The organism is Limnochorda sp. L945t, from assembly GCF_035593305.1.
Classification (GTDB): domain Bacteria; phylum Bacillota; class Limnochordia; order Limnochordales; family Geochordaceae; genus Carboxydichorda; species Carboxydichorda subterranea.
Genome location: NZ_CP141615.1, coordinates 504,343 through 518,889, shown reverse-complemented (window position 1 = coordinate 518,889; position 14,547 = coordinate 504,343). Strand labels below are relative to the sequence as shown.

Sequence of the window (14,547 nt, the reverse complement as noted above, 5' to 3'; positions counted from 1 at the left end):
GCCTGCCCTCCTCGTCCGCACGCGCATTTACACCAGCCACAGCGGGTCCAGGATGAGGGCAATGCGGCCGCTTCCCAGGATGGCCGCGCCCGCCACTCCCGGCACCTTCAGGTAGCCGCCCAGCGAACGGATCACCAGATCCTGCAAGCCCACCACCCGCGGCAGCAAGAGCGCCACGTAGCGGCTGCCGGTGCTGAGCACGACCGCCAGCCTACTCTTCTTATCGTCATCCGATGGGGGCAAATCCAACTTCTCCTGGAGGGAGACCAGCGGCACCAGCCGATCCCGGTAGCGCAAGACCCGCTGCCCGCGCACCGTCTCCGTGTGGGAGTCGTCGACGCTTTCGATGCTCTGGACCGCCTCGCTGGGAAGCCCCAAGAGCTGGCCGCCGGCCTCCACCAGGAGGGCCCGGATGATGGCCAGCGTCAGCGGCAGCCGCACGATGCAGCGGGTGCCGTACCCGCGCCGGGTCTCGACCACCAGCCGCCCTCCCAGCGACTCGATGACCGCCTTGGCCGCGTCCATCCCGACGCCCCTGCCGGAGACGTCCGTCACCTGCTTGGCCGTGCTGAAGCCGGGCTCGAAGATGAGCTGGATGAGCTGCTCGGCCGGCATGGAGGCCGCCTCCTGGGCGGAAAGCCGGCCAGAGTCGATGGCCTTGCGCCGGATGCGTTCCACGTCGATGCCGGCTCCGTCGTCCTCCAGCTCCACGATCACGCCGTTACCCTCGTGCCGGGCCGAAAGGCGGATCCTCCCCGAAGCCGGCTTCCCGGCCTTGCGGCGTTCCTCGGGAGGTTCGATGCCGTGGTCCACCGCGTTGCGGATGAGGTGGAGCAGCGGCTCCCCGATGGCATTGACGATGGAGCGGTCGAGCTCCGTCTCTTCTCCCTCGACGATGAACTCCACCTGCTTGCCCAGAGCTCGGGCCAGGTCCCGCACCGAGCGAGGGAAGCGGCTGAACACCTGGCGAAGCGGCACCATCCGCAGCCTCATGACGGCGTGCTGCAAGTCGGCCGTCACCCGGCCTAGCTTGTCCACGTGAGATTCCTCGGGCATCTGGCCCTGCTGGTAACGATCCTCGATCTGGCTCGCGCTCACGACCAGTTCGCCGACGAGCTCGACGAGCGCGTCGAGCCGCGCGGTCTCCACGCGCACCGTCGACTCCGGGGACAAAGCAGCGCCCGGCGACTTGGTCAGCCGGATCGCAGAGGACGCGCTGCCGTTGGTCGACGCCGGCACCTCGGTCACCACGGCCGCCCGCACTTCGCTCACGCCCAGCGCGGCCGCCTCGACGCGCGAGCGCGGCTCGTGGGTGGCCAGCAGCACGACGAACCGGTCGTCGAACTGTTCTGCCTCCAGCGCCTGGCGCGGCGGCTGCGTGGACACGATCGGGCCGAACGCCTCGAGCGCCCGCAGCACCGTGTAGGCCCGCGGGCCTTTCCACGAGCAGTGGGGATCCAGCCTGACCTCGACGGAGTACAGCGTCGTGCCCGCCGGGACGGCGGTGTGGCCTACCTCCGCGGCCGCCCGGGCCGCAGAAGACGGCACCGCGGTGCCCCCTGACCGGCTCGCCTGCCGCAGCGCCTGCGTGAGCGCCTGCCAGGAGGGATCGGGAGCGTCGAGGTTGCCCCCGCTCGCCACGGTCTCGACCATCGTCTCGAGCGCCGAAGCGGCCGAGAAGAGCAGGTCGAAGGTCTCCTCGGGCGGGCGCGCCGACGGAGCCGACCTGAGCTCGTCAAAGACGGATTCCAGGGCGTGGGAGAGCTCGACCATCGGCTCGTACCCCATCGTGCCTGCCATGCCCTTGATGGTGTGCACGGCCCGGAAGATCTCCTGCAGCACCGACGGGTCGTCGGCCGAGCCCCCTTCGTACTGCAGCAACCCTTCGTTGAGGGCTTGCACGCGCTCCCTCGCCTCGTCGACGAAGAGCGCCCGCATCTCCTCGGAGTTTTCGGCCGCCATCGTCCGTTCAGGCCCCTCCCTGTGCGGTGTCGGGACGCACCAGCTCGGTGATGCGCACGCCGAAGCGCTCGCGCACCACGACCACCTCGCCGCGGGCCACCAGCGTGCCCGAGACGAGCACATCGACCGGCTGCCCCTCGGTGGCGTCCAGCGGGACGACGGCGCCCCGCGTAAGGCCCAACACCTCGTACAGGGAGAGACTGGCCTGGCCGAGCCGGACAGTGACCGGAACGGTCACCCGGCGGAGCACGTCGAAGGAGATGCGGTCCGGGTCCTCCTCGGGCACGCCTGCGGCCTGGCGAGGCGGCTCTCCCAGCGCCTGCGCCCGCCACGGGGTCGCGTCCTCCTGCGCCGCCTTGCGGGTGGGGCCCGCCGGAGCCGCCGCCGCCACCGGAGCCGAGGCGGCAGGCGCGGCGGGCCGGGCGTCCCCGGCCGGCTGAGCAGCGGGGGCCGCCGTGGCCGATGGGGCCTCTTTGGTGCTCAGGTACTCCCCGACCAGCTGCCGCACGAATGTCCCGGGAAACAGCTGGATCACCCGGGTCTCGATGTCGCCCACCGCGTCGTCCTCGATGTCCACCGGGAAGGTCACCCGTACGAGCCGCAGCCCCGGCTCGCCGTTGGGCAGCAGGGAAGCGGCATCCGGAGAGAGCGGCCGCAGGAGGGTCGCCGGCGGGCTGATCTCGATGCGCCGCTCGAGCAAGTCCGACAGCGCCGTGGCCGCCGCCCCGACCATCTGGTTGACCGCCTCGGAGATGGCGCTCAACCGCAGCTCGTCGAGCGGGGCGGCCACCGGCTGCTCTTCCCCCATCATCAAAGAGGCCATGCGGCTCGCGTCGTCGGGGCTCAGGAGCAGCAGGTTGCTGCCCAGCACGCCCGACAGGTACTGCACCCGGACCACGACCATCGGTTCCGGCGGCCCGACCGTGAGATCGTCCCAGGTGACGGCCTCCAGTTCGGGCTTGCCCAGGTGCGTGGTCCGCAACACGAGGTCGGACAGCGCGTCCACGGAGGCTCGCATGGCGTGGCATACGACGGTTTCGAGCGCCTCGCGTTCTTCGTTGGTGAGGTCGAGTTCAGCGGGAGGCATCGTCGTCTTGTGCTCCTTCTCCTGGTTGTGCCGGTTCGGCTGCCTCGGGGTCGTCCAGGTCGAATGGTTCGGATGCCTCTCGGGCAGGCCCCGTCAACTGGACGGCCAGCCGCTCGCCGACCCGCCCGACGAAGCCGCTGAACTTGGGCCGGTCTGCCACGTACAGGTGCACCTCGTCGTGGATTCCGGTGTCCAGTACCAATACGTCGCCCACCCGCAGGTCCAGCAACTCTCGGATCTCCAGATCGACCTTCCCCAGCACCGCCTGCAGGGGCACCTTGGTGTCCCGGAGCAGCTGTTCGAGGCGCTCCCGGTCGCGGGCCTGCGGCTTACCCTGCGCCCGCAGTAAATACTCGTTGGACAGCTTGGGCAGCAACGGCTCGAGAGCCGAGTACGGCAAGCACAAATTGATGGAGTCGGTCATCTGGTCGATCTGGACCTCGAGCGCGATCCAGAGCACCGTGTCCTGGTCGAGGACCAAGTTGACGTAGGTCGGGTTGGTCTCCAGGTCCCGGATGGTCATCGGCATCGCCTGCAGCGTCGCCCACGCCTGGCGATAGGCGTCCGCCACGACCCCCATCACTTGCCGGCGCAGCACGTGGAGTTCGATGTCGGTCGGCTCCCGGCCGCTCACCGAGGGCGACGACCCGGAGCCTCCTGCCAGCCGCTCGTAGATCCCCAGGGCCATCTCCAGGCTGAGCTGCAGCACCACCCGGTCGCCGCTCTGCCCGAAGTCGAGCACCCCGAGCAACGACGGGTTGGGCACCGACCGGATGAACTCCCCGTACGTGAGCTGCTGTACCGACACCACCCGGGCCGAGAGGTCCGTGCGCAGCCGAGCGCCCAGCAGGATGCCCAGCAGCCGGCCGAACTGCTGGTGGATGCGCTCCACCGAGCGAAGCTGATCCCGGGAGAACTTGGAAGGCCTGCGGAAGTCGTAAGGCACCGCACCCCCCGCGGAAGACGCCGGGAGGGTGCGGGCCACCTCCGCTTCGGCAGCGCCTTGCTCCGAGGCGAGATCCCGGATCAGCTCGTCGATTTCATGCTGGCTCAGGATCCGTTCGGCTGGCATGGGACACCTCCGCGGCAGGCCGTGGCCCTTCCTGGGACGCCTGCGTGGCGACGTCCCCCTCCTGGTCGCCGTCTTCGATCCGGGCCTGGACCTGGTCGAGGGCTTTGACCTCGCTCGCCTTGAGCAGCTTCTCGAGATCGAGGAGGATGACCAGGCGCCCCTCCAGCTTGGCCACGCCCGAGACGAACGCCGAGTCGATGCCGGCCAGCACGCTGCCTGCCGGCTCGATGGCCCGCTCCTGCACCCTCAGCACCTCGTTGACCGCGTCCACCACCAGGCCCAGCGCGTGCGGGGACACGTCCACCACCATGATCCGGGTGCGCCGGGGGTCGCTGGATGCGGGTAAGGCGAACCGCTTGCGCAGGTCGATCACGGGGATGACGTGGCCTCGCAGGTTGATGACTCCCTCGACGAAGTCGGGCGCTCCGGGGACGCGGGTCACGTCCTGGAGCATGATGATCTCCCGTACCCAACCGATCTCGACGCCGTACGACTCCGGGCCGAGCTGGAAGACCACCAGCTGGCGCTCCTCGTCCGGCTGCACCTTCTCCTTCGCCCCTGCTGCCGGCGTGCTCGTGCGGCCCGCCATCGCTAAACCCACCCTTTCGACACTTTCCACAGGATTCCTCGGAAGGCCGAGATTGGCTCCGGACCTCTAGTTGGCCGGGCCCGTCGTCGTCCCGGGCGCGCTCCGGCGCATCCTCGCATGATGGCGCTGGCGGTTGGCCGGGCTCAGGTAGTACCCCCCGCCCCGGCCCCGCCGGACGCTGACCAGGCGATGGCGCCGGAGCACGCCTACCTGCTCGCGCACGTACGAGGGCGCCACGTTGAGCAGCCGCGCCAGCTCCCACGACGGCATGGGCCGTGCGTAACTCGCGTCTTGCTGGAGCAGCACCTGGACGATCTCTTCGTGAATCGCCAGAAGCCGGTCGTCCTCCACCCTCCATCACCCCGACGACCGCCCCGGCGCGCGCCGCCTCGGACTGACGTTAGTCGGTCGTCACCAGAGCCGGTTGGGTCTCCTTCTGGCTGGCCATGCGTGCGTCGTGCGGGAAAATGGGATGCCGGATGGCATACTCGGCGCCGTCGAGAATGACCTGAAGCCCCTGGCGGGTGGAAGGGTTGATCACCAGCGGCGCCTTCAAGTTGGCCGTCGCCTCCCTGGTGCCGGGCCGGAGCGTCACCAGCGCCAGCACCACGGCGCGATCCACGTCGTTGAGGCCGTCGATGCCGATCTCGGCGAGATGGGAGGCGGGTACCCGGGCCACGTACCCCGGGTAGACGTGGCGGGGATCGACGACCACGAAGGCCAGGTCCGGATCCTCGGCCGACTGCAGCACCCAGAACGGAGAGTCGCCGCCCGTGCCGTGGGGCAACAGCACGAACCGTCGCCACGAGGGAAAGCCGATGAACCCCCGGGGAAAGGTGATGATCCGGGCCGGATCCACCTCGATGACCCCGAAACGCGTCGTGTTGAGCTCCAACTCCCCAACCCCCCATGCCCTGCCTGGCGCCTGGCGGATCGGTGGGGCACCGCCGGGCGGGTTACTTGAGGAAATCCAACAGGGTCGGCTGGATGATCCGGGCCCCGGAGGCCAGGGCCAGCCGGTAGACGTTCTCCTGCATCTGGAGGTCCATGATGGCCTTGGGCACGTCCAGGTCCTCGGCCTTGGAGAGCAGATCCTGCAGGTTGACGTCCTGCCCCTGGAGCCGCTGTTGGATGAGCTGGAAGCCCTCCTGCCGCGCTCCGACCCGGTCGAGGGCCTGGAGGACACCGTCCAGGGCAGCGTCGAGGTCCTGGAGGTCTTGACCCGACAAGTTGCTCACATTGCCGTTCGCCAGGTCGTCGCGGATGGTGATCAGAGCGCGGAAAAGGCCCCCGCTGATGGACCCGGGGACGGGCGTAGGCACTCCGTGCCCAAAGGCAAAGGTCCCCGGAACGTTGACGGTCTGCTTCACCCCCGGACCCACCTCGTAAGCGAACTCGCCGCCGTTGCCTGCAAACGTAACATCATCCACGAAACCGTCCTTATCATTGTCAGTCACGTCGTACGGTTTCGTATCCGTCTTGGTCCCGGCGAACACGTACCGCCCGTCGTGCGACGCGTTCGCTGCCTGGACGACATGGCGGATGAGCTGGTCCATCTTCTCGGCGTAGGCCCTCCGGGCATCGTCCGGAAGGTCGCTGCGAGCGCCGGCGATGGTGATCTCCCGCGCCGAGTGAAGCGCCGAGACGATATCCTGCAGCGCCGCGTCGGTGGTCTCGAGCCACCCTATGGCCGCGTCGGTGTTCTTGATGTATTGCTGGTTGTCGAGCACCGCCGTGTGCAGCCGCATGGCGGTGGTGGCAGAGGCCGGATCGTCGGAGGGGAAGCTGACCCTCTTGCCGCTCGAGAGCTGCTGCTGCAGGCGATCCAGCCGCGCGTAGTTGCGCTGCAAGTTGACCAGCACGTGGTCAACCAGGGTTCTGCTGCTGATTCTCAAGGGGTCGTCTCCCTTCGACCGGCGGAGCGCCCGGCGCGGGCCGCGGCGGCTTGAGCGCCTCGTCCAGGTCCTCGATCTTGCCGGCTCCGGCCAGGGCCGCCCGGCGGTTCTCCTCCTGGATCTCCCGGTAAACCTCTTCCCGATGCACGGGCACCGAACGCGGCGCCTCGATGCCCAGCTTCACCTGCTCGCCTCTCACCTCGACGACGAGGATCCGGATGTCGTCGCCGATCATGATGCTTTCGTCGACCCTCCTGGTCAGCACCAGCATCGCGTCGCCGTCCCTCCCTGGACTGCGGTCTCCGTGGTTCCTACCGCCCCACCAACCCCGTCCGGTGGATTAGGGTGTCCAAAACCTCGTCCATGGCGGTCATGGCCCGGGCGGCCGCCCCGTAGGCGTGCTCGAACCGCACGAGATCGGCCATCTCCTCGTCGAGCGAGACTCCGGAGATCGACTCGCGCACGCCCTTGAGGTGATTCACCAGAAGCTCCTGGTTTTGGGTCATGGTCTGGGCTTCCTGGGTTGCGACACCGAGCCGGCCGACCATGGCGCCCAGGTAGTCCATGGGGCTCACGTCACCGAGCCCGGTGATAGGCTGCGACTTCAGTGCCGCCAGAAGCAGAGCGTTGCCGTTGCCCCCGGGAACTGCTTCATTGGGAAGAGCAGCTGCGATCCCTTCCGGCGTGATGCTCGTATGGAGTGCCATGGTAGGAGCGTACCAGCTCGATGGGGGATTACCCGAGGGTACGTCAACAAAGAAGAGGCCTGCGTCCTTCCCGTCTCGCGTAAGCCCGGCATCATGTCGTGAGTTAAACTCGCCTGCAAACTCTCGGGCCCATTTGTCGAAGTCGGCCATCAACTCGGGCAGGTAGCCATCCACCGTGTTCGGGTCGTCACCCCGGGTTCCCCGCATCTCCAGCAGGGCCCCGATCTCGCCGCCCGTGGGGGTTACCTGCAGGCCTGAACTCACGTCCTCCCAGAAGATCTGCCGGTTGAACTGCCCACCAGAGGTATCGGGCCCCATCACCAGCTTGTGGAACACGTCCCCGTCGACCAGCGACAGGCCGCCGATGCTGACCGCCACCTGTTCGCCGCTCACCGAGTCGTCCGCCGGCGGGCGGATGACTACCTGCACCGGGGCCAGGCGCGACATCTCCTCCAGGATGGCGTCGCGCTCGTCCATCAGGTCGTTGGGGCGCTGCCCGCTGGCGCTCACCTGGCCGATCTGGCGGTTGAGCTGGGCGAGCCGCTCCGAGAGGCTGTTGAGCCGATCCACTTTGAGCCCGATGGAGTAATCGAGGTTGCCCCGCAGCGCCTCCAGCTCCCGGTAGACCCCGGCGATGCTGTCGGCCAGCACCCGCCCGCGCTGCAGCACGACCTCGCGTACCGCGACGCTCTCCGGGTGCAGGCTCAGCTCCTGCAGCGACTCCCAAAACCGGTCGAACGCGACCCGCACCCCGTTTTCGGACGGCTCGTTGAACAGCTTCTCGACCTGCTCGAGCACGTCCTGGCGCACCTGCCACCGGCCGGCGAGCTGGTTTTGCGCGCGGATGCGCCCGTCCAGGAAGGCGTCTCGCAGCCGCACGATCTCCTGCACCCAGACGCCGGTGCCGACCTGACCGGCGACCCCTGCCGGCATCATGCCGGGGGGCGCGTACGGGGCGGTCGCCACCATCTCCGCCCGCTGCCGGGAGTAGGCCGGATTGTTGGCGTTGGCGATGTTGTGGGAGGCGACGTCCATGGCCCGCTGCTGCGAGAAAAGGGCACGCCGGGCCAGTTCGATGCCGAAGAAAGTGCTGCGCACGCCGCTCAAACCCTCCGATCCACGGATCTGGGGCCGGCCCCTGACCGTGCGGCTTCGCCGAGCGCGCCCGCCCGCTCGCCGGGCGGCGCGTACACGACCCCTTCCGTCGTCGAGTCGGCCGTCATGAGGTGCAGGAGCTCGAGCGCAGTGCGATGGGCGTGATCGAGGAGCATGCGGTTTTGCCGATGCAGGCGCAGCACCGCCTCGGCCCGGGCCTTGAGTTCACTCGCCGGCCGCTCGACGGCTCCGCCATCCTCGCCGCCTGCCGCCGTACTCGCCGGCCGCTCCTGGCTCAGAGCCCGGAGCTCCTGAGCCAGGGCCTGCTCCTGGGCGATGGCCTCACCGAGAGCCCCAACGTCGCCGGCAACGACGAGCCCGCGCACCCGCTCCTCCAGGGACTGCAGAGCGTCCAGCAACCGGAGCGCCTGGCCTTGCCACTCCACGCGACCTCACCTGCCCCTCCTGAGCGCCGGAAGGCTATCGGCCATGCGGCCGCAGCACCCGCGCCAGCCGGCGGGCGATCTCCGCCGCCGAAGGGTGATACTGTCCCTGCTCGATCTCCTTGCGCAACCGGGCGACGAGCCCTTCTCTCACGTCGGGTGCCTCGTCGATGCGCCGGCGCGCCGCCACGATCTCCTGGCCCGCCGTCGAGAGGGCCACCTCATCCGAGGCAGAGGGGGCCTCCTGTGGCCGCCTCGCGGCGGCAGGGCGGCTCGGCCCGACGGGCGCCGGCCGGCCGATTGGCGAGATATCCTTGGGCGGCTCCATGGGCCGCCATCACCTCCGAACCCCGATCGATCCAAAAACCCCGCTTCCCGTCGCTCGCGACTGCAGCGGGCCGCAAGTCCACCCTAATACTCGGCAACGCCGCACACCTGCTTGAGGTTACGTGAACCGCCGCCGCACGTCGTCGGCCGTGTGCACCTTGGGCGGCCTGCGGCTCTTCGGCTCGGCAGGCCGGGGCGCTCGCGGCTCCACCGGGGCCCGCGGCTCCGGCTCCTTCTGGACGGCCTGGCGCAGCGACTGTCTGATCTCGCTCAGGCACTTGGCGCAAAACCGCCCCGTGTCGATGGGCGCCCCGCAGCGTTCGCACCGCAGCGCACCCTCGAGCTGCTCGAGCGTCATGCGCAGCCGCCCCGAACGCACCCAGCGGTAGATCTCCCGCACCTCCACCTGCGTCTGCAAGCTGACCTCCGCTACCATGGCGGCGGGATGATCGGCAAGGTACGCTCGCACGCGCTCGAACTCTTCCTCTTCCCGGGTCGCACAGGCCGGACACACCACGTCCACTCCCGTGAACACTCGGCCACAGCGCTCGCAGTTACGGATGCCCACGGCCGTCTCCCCCCTCCGGCCCCCCGTCGGCCAGGTCGAGGTCCGTCAGCCCCACCGCCGCCACCAACCCCAGCACTTCCCGGGCCCCCGCCCGCAGCAAGGCCCTCGACGCGGCGTCCAGGGTCGCGCCCGTCGTGTAGACGTCGTCCACGACGACCAGGGTGAGGCCCTCGACGAGCGCCGGCTCCCAGGCCACGAAGGCGCCCCGCATGCTGCGACGCCGGGCGGCGGCCTGCCGCAAGCTCTGGGGGCCGCCGGGCTCCCGGGTCCTCGCCAGCGCCTCCACCACGGGCACGCCGGTCCTCTCCCTTACCTGTATCGCCAGTTCGAGGGCCTGGTTGTACCCCCGCCGCTCGAGCCGGCGTGGGTGCAGCGGGACGGGCACCAGGGCGTGGGCCCGTTCCCGGATGCCCCAGCGCATGGCCGTCCCGGCCATCCACCAGCCGAGCGGGCGGGCCAGCTCGCGCCGCCCGTAGAACTTGAACTGCAGGATCAGTTCCTTCCAGATCCCGTCGTAGACGGCCACCGCCCGGTTGAACGCAAACGGCACCGGCCGGCGGGCGCAGTCGGCGCAGGGCCCGTCCCTGCCGTGCAGGGGCTTGCCGCAGCGGGGGCAGACCTCCCCCTGGACCCACGCTATCCGATCCTGGCAGGCCAGGCACAGGCCGGGCTCCTGCTCTCGTCGGTACTGAAGGGGACGGCCGCAAAAGAGGCACCCCGGGCTCGATAGCTCCATGGCCTCGTAGAGCGAGCGCAGCCACCGCCGCACGGCGTTCATCGTCGCCCCCGGGGCGCCTTTGGCCGCTCGCCGCGCTCCGGGTGCGCCGGGATCGAAGGAATTCGAGTCGTCTCGACGAATAAGCGTAACCGTGGCGGGCGCCCGGGCCCAGACGGCAGGGACGGGACCACCGGCTTTCTACGAGTCGCCCTGGAAGCGCACCATCGTACCCGGCGAGCTTCACTCCTCCCACCCGTTCTTCGCGGCACCAAACGGCGACGCGCACACCTCCAGCGCAGGCACCCCACGACACGGGCAAGACCTGGACGGGCCCGGGCGCTCGCACGGTTGGGCAGGCCGCCGGCCCGCCTCAGGCGTCGCGCCAGATGGCCGTGCTCAGGTAGCGGCTCCCGCTGTCGGGCAAGACGGTCACGACGACGCCGCGGCTGAGGCCGGAGGCGACCCGCAGCGCCGCTACGACCGCCGCTCCTCCCGATCCGCCGGCCAGGATCCCCTCCTCCCGGGCCAGCCGGTGGACCATCCGGTAGCCCTCCTCGGTCGGGATCTCCATCCGGCCGTCCAGGCGCAAAGGGTCGAAGATGGCCGGCACCTCGGAGGCGTCCATGCGCTTGAGCCCCTCGAGCCCGTGCAAAGTCTCCAGCGGCTCCACCCCGATGACCTGGATGGAAGGGTTGCGGGCCTTGAGGTACTGGCCGACCCCCATGACGGTGCCGCTCGTACCGATGCCGGCCACGAAGTGGGTGACGGTACCCGCGGTCTGCTCCCAGATCTCGGGTCCCGTGGTCTCGACGTGGGCACGTACGTTGGCAGCGTTGCTGTACTGATCGGCGAGCCAGTAACGCTCCGGCTCCTCCTGGGCTAGCTGCCGGGCGGCGTGGCGCGCCCCCTCGGTCCCCTCCAGGGGATCGGTCAGGATGATTTCGGCTCCGTAGGCCTTCAGCGTGCGCTGCCGCTCCAACGAGGCGTTGGACGGCATGCAGACGGTGACCCCCAGGCCGAGCGCGGCGCCGATCATGGCGTAGGCGATCCCCGTGTTGCCCGACGTCGCATCCAGGATGCGCCGCCCGCCCTGGAGCAGGCCGCGCTCCACCGCGTCGCCGACGATGTAGAGCGCCGGGCGATCCTTCACGGATCCGCCGGGGTTGAACCCCTCGACCTTTACGTACACCGCCACCGGCGCATCCTCCGGCCATACCCGCCGCAGGCGGACGAGTGGCGTGCCCCCGATGAGGTCGAGCCACGGGTGACCGGCGAAAGGACGCCTTGCTGGCATCATAGGCTGGCCGCAGGCTCCACTCGAAGTCTGGCTGACGCATTATACCATGCCCCCGCCGCAAAGCAGGCCCTCCCGGCGAGCCCGCCGGTTCATGGAACGGATGTGCTCGACGGCCCGGCGCATCGCGGCCGTGCGGCGCGCCGCGACGAACAGCACGCGCCCTTCCGGCCGCTCGACGCTGCGCCCTGCCCGGCCTGCCATCTGCACCAGCGCCGCCTCGTCGAATATGGCCTCGTAGTCGGCAAAGGCCACGAGCACGTCGAGCCCGGAGAAGGTCAGGCCCCGTTCGAGGAGAGTGCTCGCCACGAGGACCCCGTCCCGAGAGGTCGAGAAGGCATCGAGCACCGCCTGGCGCCTTGGGTGGCGGCTATGGCATGCGGGTGCGCCCAGGGCGGCCGCGACCGCCTCGACGTGGCGGATCGTGGGGCAAAAGACCAACAGTCGCGTGGCCGGTCTGCGTGCCTCCATCCACCGGCGCACGGGGGCGGGCACCTGGGATGCATCCTGGGGCGCCTGCTGCCAGCGCGCCACGTCGCGCCCGGCGTATACGCTCGGCTCCGGGAGCGGGTACCCGTGGTGGCGGGCGGCGATGGTCACGACCTCCCAGTGTCCGGCCCGTACCCTGTCTCGGGTGCGGCGGTCGGGAGTGGCCGACATCCAGACCGTATACCCTTTCGGATGGGTCGCCCGGTCGACCGCCAGGTGGAGCATGTCGGACCCGGCGTAGGGAAACGCGTCCACCTCGTCCAGCACCACCAGGGAAAAGGCCTGGTAGAAGCGCAGCGCCTGGTGCGTGGTGGCCACCACGAGCCGACAGCCGGGGGTCAGCGACGTCGCCGGGGTCGCTGCCGCATGCCCGCCCGCAGGGCCGTCGCGATCGGAATCCGGCCGGCAACGCCCGATGAGCAAGGCAAAGCCCTCCCCACCGAATGCCTCCCACGCCCGGCGGGCGATGTCGACGGCGACCTCACGGCGCGGCGCCGCGAAGAGCACCGCCCCTCCCATCTCCAGCGCGACCTGCACCGCGCCGAACGCCACCTCGGTCTTGCCGGCGCCCGTCACCGCCCAGACCAGGCACCCCCTCGGCCCTGCCCCGGACCCGTCCTCCGAAGCCCCGGGTTGCCCCACTCCCGTTGCCAGGCTGCTCAAACCCCGGCGGACGGCCCCCGTGAGCCTCTCGGCGGCTCGGGCTTGAGCCGCCGAGAGCGCATGCGGGAGGACGAGCGGAACGGCCGGAGCTCCCGCTCCGCCGGGCACGAGAGGTCCCGGGATCAGATAGAGGGGCTCGCAGCCCCGGGCCACTCCCATCCCGGCGCAACGGCTGCACCTCGGGCAGAAGGGGGATCCGCAGGCGCCGCACATCTCGGGGTAGATCCCCTCGGCCGAGCCGCAGCGCCGGCAGGTGGCCCCACCGCGTCCATCGAGCTCCACGGCCGCCACCCTGTGAGCCCTCCCCATAGCCACCAGGGTCTCCATCCCCAGCAGCGTTTCGCCCGGCGTCAGGCCGGTGGCCCTGGCTGCCCGTACCACCTCGGTCCCCAGCAGGCAACGGCCCCGCAACAGCAACTCCAGCAGCTCTGCCCGGCCCCGCGCCTCCGCCGCCACGTCCTGCGAGAGGTCCCAGGGCCCCGCCCCCGTGTCTTGCCCGGCAGCCGCCGGCTCCGGCAGGTAGAGCCCGGCAGCCGGGAGGCCCATGGCCTCGAGCTGGTCCGTGAGGTAGCTCCGCAGGCGCCGCCAGCGCCACCGGCCCAGCCAGCGGGGGCGATGGGGCCCGTGCAGGCTCCAGGCCGCCAGTACGGCCTGGAGCCATCGGGCCGCGTAAAGCGGCAGCCCGCCGGCAGCCGGCCACGCTAGCATCTCTAACCTCTCGCCCACGTCCGCAGGCACGGCGGCCGGCACGACGAGGGGCATCAGCCCCGCTCCGTCGGCAACCCACGCGACCCGGTAGCGCAACGGCACCGTACGGCACCTCCCGGTGGCGGGCTACGTTAGCCTTACTAGCGCCCAGCTTACCATAACAACGGCTTCCCGGCAACCCGCTGCGGCTCTCCCATCCCGGTGCTCAGCGAGGCCCGTGCGGCCGCTCCAGGGGTACGGCCTCGATCGCCTGCCGCAGCTTGACGACGTGGTCGGCCGGCACGAAACCCCGCACCACCACGTTGGCGTACACCTGCGCGCGCGGCCCGATCAACGCTCCGGGGCTCGTGACCGCGTTGCAGCCGATGGCCACTCCGTCGCCCACGACGGCCCCCAGCTTGCACATCCCCGTGCGGATCCGCTCGCCGCCGGGGCCATGCACGACCACTTCGGTGCCGTCGTTCTTGAGGTTGGAGAGCTTGGTGCCGGCGCCCAGGTTGGCCCGCCGGCCGAGGATGGAGTCTCCCACGTAGTTGAAGTGCGGCGCCTGCGCCCCGTCGAGCAGGATGGAGCCCTTCACCTCCGTGGCGTGCCCGACCACGCACCCCGCGCCGACCACGACGTACTCCCGGACGTAGGCGCCCTGCCGGATCACGCTGCCGGGCCCGATGATCGCAGGCCCCTTGATCATCGCCCCGGGCTCCACCACCGCGCCGTCACCCAGCCAGACCTCATCGGACACGAACGCACCGGGCATCACCGTGCCACCCAGGGAAGGCTCCAGGCGAGCATCGACATACTCGCGCAGCCGCGCGAGCGCCTCCCAGACCCGCTCGACCCCGTCGAACAGCGCGCGGTGCTCGAAGCCGTCGAGCTGGAAGAAGTACTCGGGCCGCCACCACTCTACCACGTGCCATCCCTACCGCTGAC

The 14,547-nt window shown here is 70.1% G+C and carries 16 protein-coding genes; all 16 read right to left on the bottom strand.

Going from position 1 to position 14,547, the window contains the following annotated elements; translation table 11 throughout:
* Positions 1 to 27: 27 nt before the first annotated feature.
* The 16 genes from U7230_RS02435 to U7230_RS02360 all read right to left on the bottom strand — a co-directional run bounded on the left by U7230_RS02435 (position 28) and on the right by U7230_RS02360 (position 14,527).
* A complete protein-coding gene (locus U7230_RS02435; protein ID WP_324717160.1) occupies positions 28 to 1,962 on the bottom strand; it encodes a chemotaxis protein CheA in 1,935 nt (644 codons plus the stop codon).
* 7 nt (positions 1,963 to 1,969) lie between these two features.
* Positions 1,970 to 3,049: a FliM/FliN family flagellar motor switch protein gene (locus U7230_RS02430; protein WP_324717159.1), complete on the bottom strand. Its 1,080-nt coding sequence runs from the start codon at positions 3,047 to 3,049 to the stop codon at positions 1,970 to 1,972.
* The gene (gene fliM / locus U7230_RS02425) at positions 3,036 to 4,121 is read right to left on the bottom strand and encodes a flagellar motor switch protein FliM (RefSeq protein WP_324717158.1); all 1,086 of its coding nucleotides are present in this window, start codon (positions 4,119 to 4,121) and stop codon (positions 3,036 to 3,038) included. Before fliM ends, U7230_RS02430 begins: the two co-directional genes overlap by 14 nt.
* Positions 4,090 to 4,710, bottom strand: coding sequence for a chemotaxis protein CheW (locus U7230_RS02420; protein ID WP_324717157.1), 621 nt, complete (start codon positions 4,708 to 4,710; stop codon positions 4,090 to 4,092). Before U7230_RS02420 ends, fliM begins: the two co-directional genes overlap by 32 nt.
* A gap of 66 nt (positions 4,711 to 4,776) precedes the next feature.
* On the bottom strand, positions 4,777 to 5,061 hold the full coding sequence (locus tag U7230_RS02415; protein WP_324717156.1) for an Rrf2 family transcriptional regulator: 285 nt from the start codon (positions 5,059 to 5,061) through the stop codon (positions 4,777 to 4,779).
* A gap of 49 nt (positions 5,062 to 5,110) precedes the next feature.
* Positions 5,111 to 5,605, bottom strand: coding sequence for a flagellar assembly protein FliW (fliW, locus tag U7230_RS02410; RefSeq protein WP_324717155.1), 495 nt, complete (start codon positions 5,603 to 5,605; stop codon positions 5,111 to 5,113).
* Positions 5,606 to 5,666: 61 nt separating this feature from the next.
* On the bottom strand, positions 5,667 to 6,605 hold the full coding sequence (flgL, locus tag U7230_RS02405) for a flagellar hook-associated protein FlgL (RefSeq protein WP_324717154.1): 939 nt from the start codon (positions 6,603 to 6,605) through the stop codon (positions 5,667 to 5,669).
* Positions 6,577 to 6,876 carry a carbon storage regulator CsrA gene (csrA, locus tag U7230_RS02400; protein WP_324717153.1) on the bottom strand — a complete coding sequence of 100 codons (300 nt, stop codon included), beginning with the start codon at positions 6,874 to 6,876 and terminating at the stop codon, positions 6,577 to 6,579. Before csrA ends, flgL begins: the two co-directional genes overlap by 29 nt.
* A gap of 40 nt (positions 6,877 to 6,916) precedes the next feature.
* On the bottom strand, positions 6,917 to 8,410 hold the full coding sequence (gene flgK, locus U7230_RS02395; RefSeq protein ID WP_324717152.1) for a flagellar hook-associated protein FlgK: 1,494 nt from the start codon (positions 8,408 to 8,410) through the stop codon (positions 6,917 to 6,919).
* A 5-nt stretch (positions 8,411 to 8,415) separates the two neighbouring features.
* Entirely contained in the window at positions 8,416 to 8,853 is a 438-nt protein-coding gene (gene flgN / locus U7230_RS02390; RefSeq protein ID WP_324717151.1) for a flagellar export chaperone FlgN, read from the bottom strand.
* A 34-nt stretch (positions 8,854 to 8,887) separates the two neighbouring features.
* Entirely contained in the window at positions 8,888 to 9,178 is a 291-nt protein-coding gene (gene flgM, locus U7230_RS02385; protein ID WP_324717150.1) for a flagellar biosynthesis anti-sigma factor FlgM, read from the bottom strand.
* Between the two features lie 117 nt (positions 9,179 to 9,295).
* Positions 9,296 to 9,745, bottom strand: a complete 450-nt coding sequence (locus tag U7230_RS02380; RefSeq protein ID WP_324717149.1) for a hypothetical protein — start codon at positions 9,743 to 9,745, stop codon at positions 9,296 to 9,298.
* Positions 9,732 to 10,523 (bottom strand): ComFC family protein, encoded by a 792-nt coding sequence (locus U7230_RS02375; RefSeq protein WP_324717147.1) that lies wholly within the window; start codon positions 10,521 to 10,523, stop codon positions 9,732 to 9,734. Before U7230_RS02375 ends, U7230_RS02380 begins: the two co-directional genes overlap by 14 nt.
* A 310-nt stretch (positions 10,524 to 10,833) precedes the next feature.
* Positions 10,834 to 11,658 carry a PLP-dependent cysteine synthase family protein gene (locus U7230_RS02370; RefSeq protein WP_404980545.1) on the bottom strand — a complete coding sequence of 275 codons (825 nt, stop codon included), beginning with the start codon at positions 11,656 to 11,658 and terminating at the stop codon, positions 10,834 to 10,836.
* 141 nt (positions 11,659 to 11,799) lie between these two features.
* Complete coding sequence (locus tag U7230_RS02365) at positions 11,800 to 13,719, bottom strand: DEAD/DEAH box helicase (protein ID WP_324717146.1); 1,920 nt, start codon at positions 13,717 to 13,719, stop codon at positions 11,800 to 11,802.
* A gap of 103 nt (positions 13,720 to 13,822) precedes the next feature.
* Entirely contained in the window at positions 13,823 to 14,527 is a 705-nt protein-coding gene (locus tag U7230_RS02360) for an LbetaH domain-containing protein (protein WP_324717145.1), read from the bottom strand.
* Positions 14,528 to 14,547 lie beyond the last annotated feature (20 nt).

Bases quoted from the DNA above. Each gene is read 5' to 3' on its own strand.
- U7230_RS02435 (WP_324717160.1), bottom strand. From the start codon at position 1,962: ATGGCGGCCGAAAACTCCGAGGAGATGCGGGCGCTCTTCGTCGACGAG.
- U7230_RS02430 (WP_324717159.1), bottom strand. From the start codon at position 3,049: ATGCCTCCCGCTGAACTCGACCTCACCAACGAAGAACGCGAGGCGCTC.
- fliM (WP_324717158.1), bottom strand. From the start codon at position 4,121: ATGCCAGCCGAACGGATCCTGAGCCAGCATGAAATCGACGAGCTGATC.
- U7230_RS02420 (WP_324717157.1), bottom strand. From the start codon at position 4,710: ATGGCGGGCCGCACGAGCACGCCGGCAGCAGGGGCGAAGGAGAAGGTG.
- csrA (WP_324717153.1), bottom strand. From the start codon at position 6,876: ATGCTGGTGCTGACCAGGAGGGTCGACGAAAGCATCATGATCGGCGAC.
- flgM (WP_324717150.1), bottom strand. From the start codon at position 9,178: ATGGAGCCGCCCAAGGATATCTCGCCAATCGGCCGGCCGGCGCCCGTC.
- U7230_RS02375 (WP_324717147.1), bottom strand. From the start codon at position 10,523: ATGAACGCCGTGCGGCGGTGGCTGCGCTCGCTCTACGAGGCCATGGAG.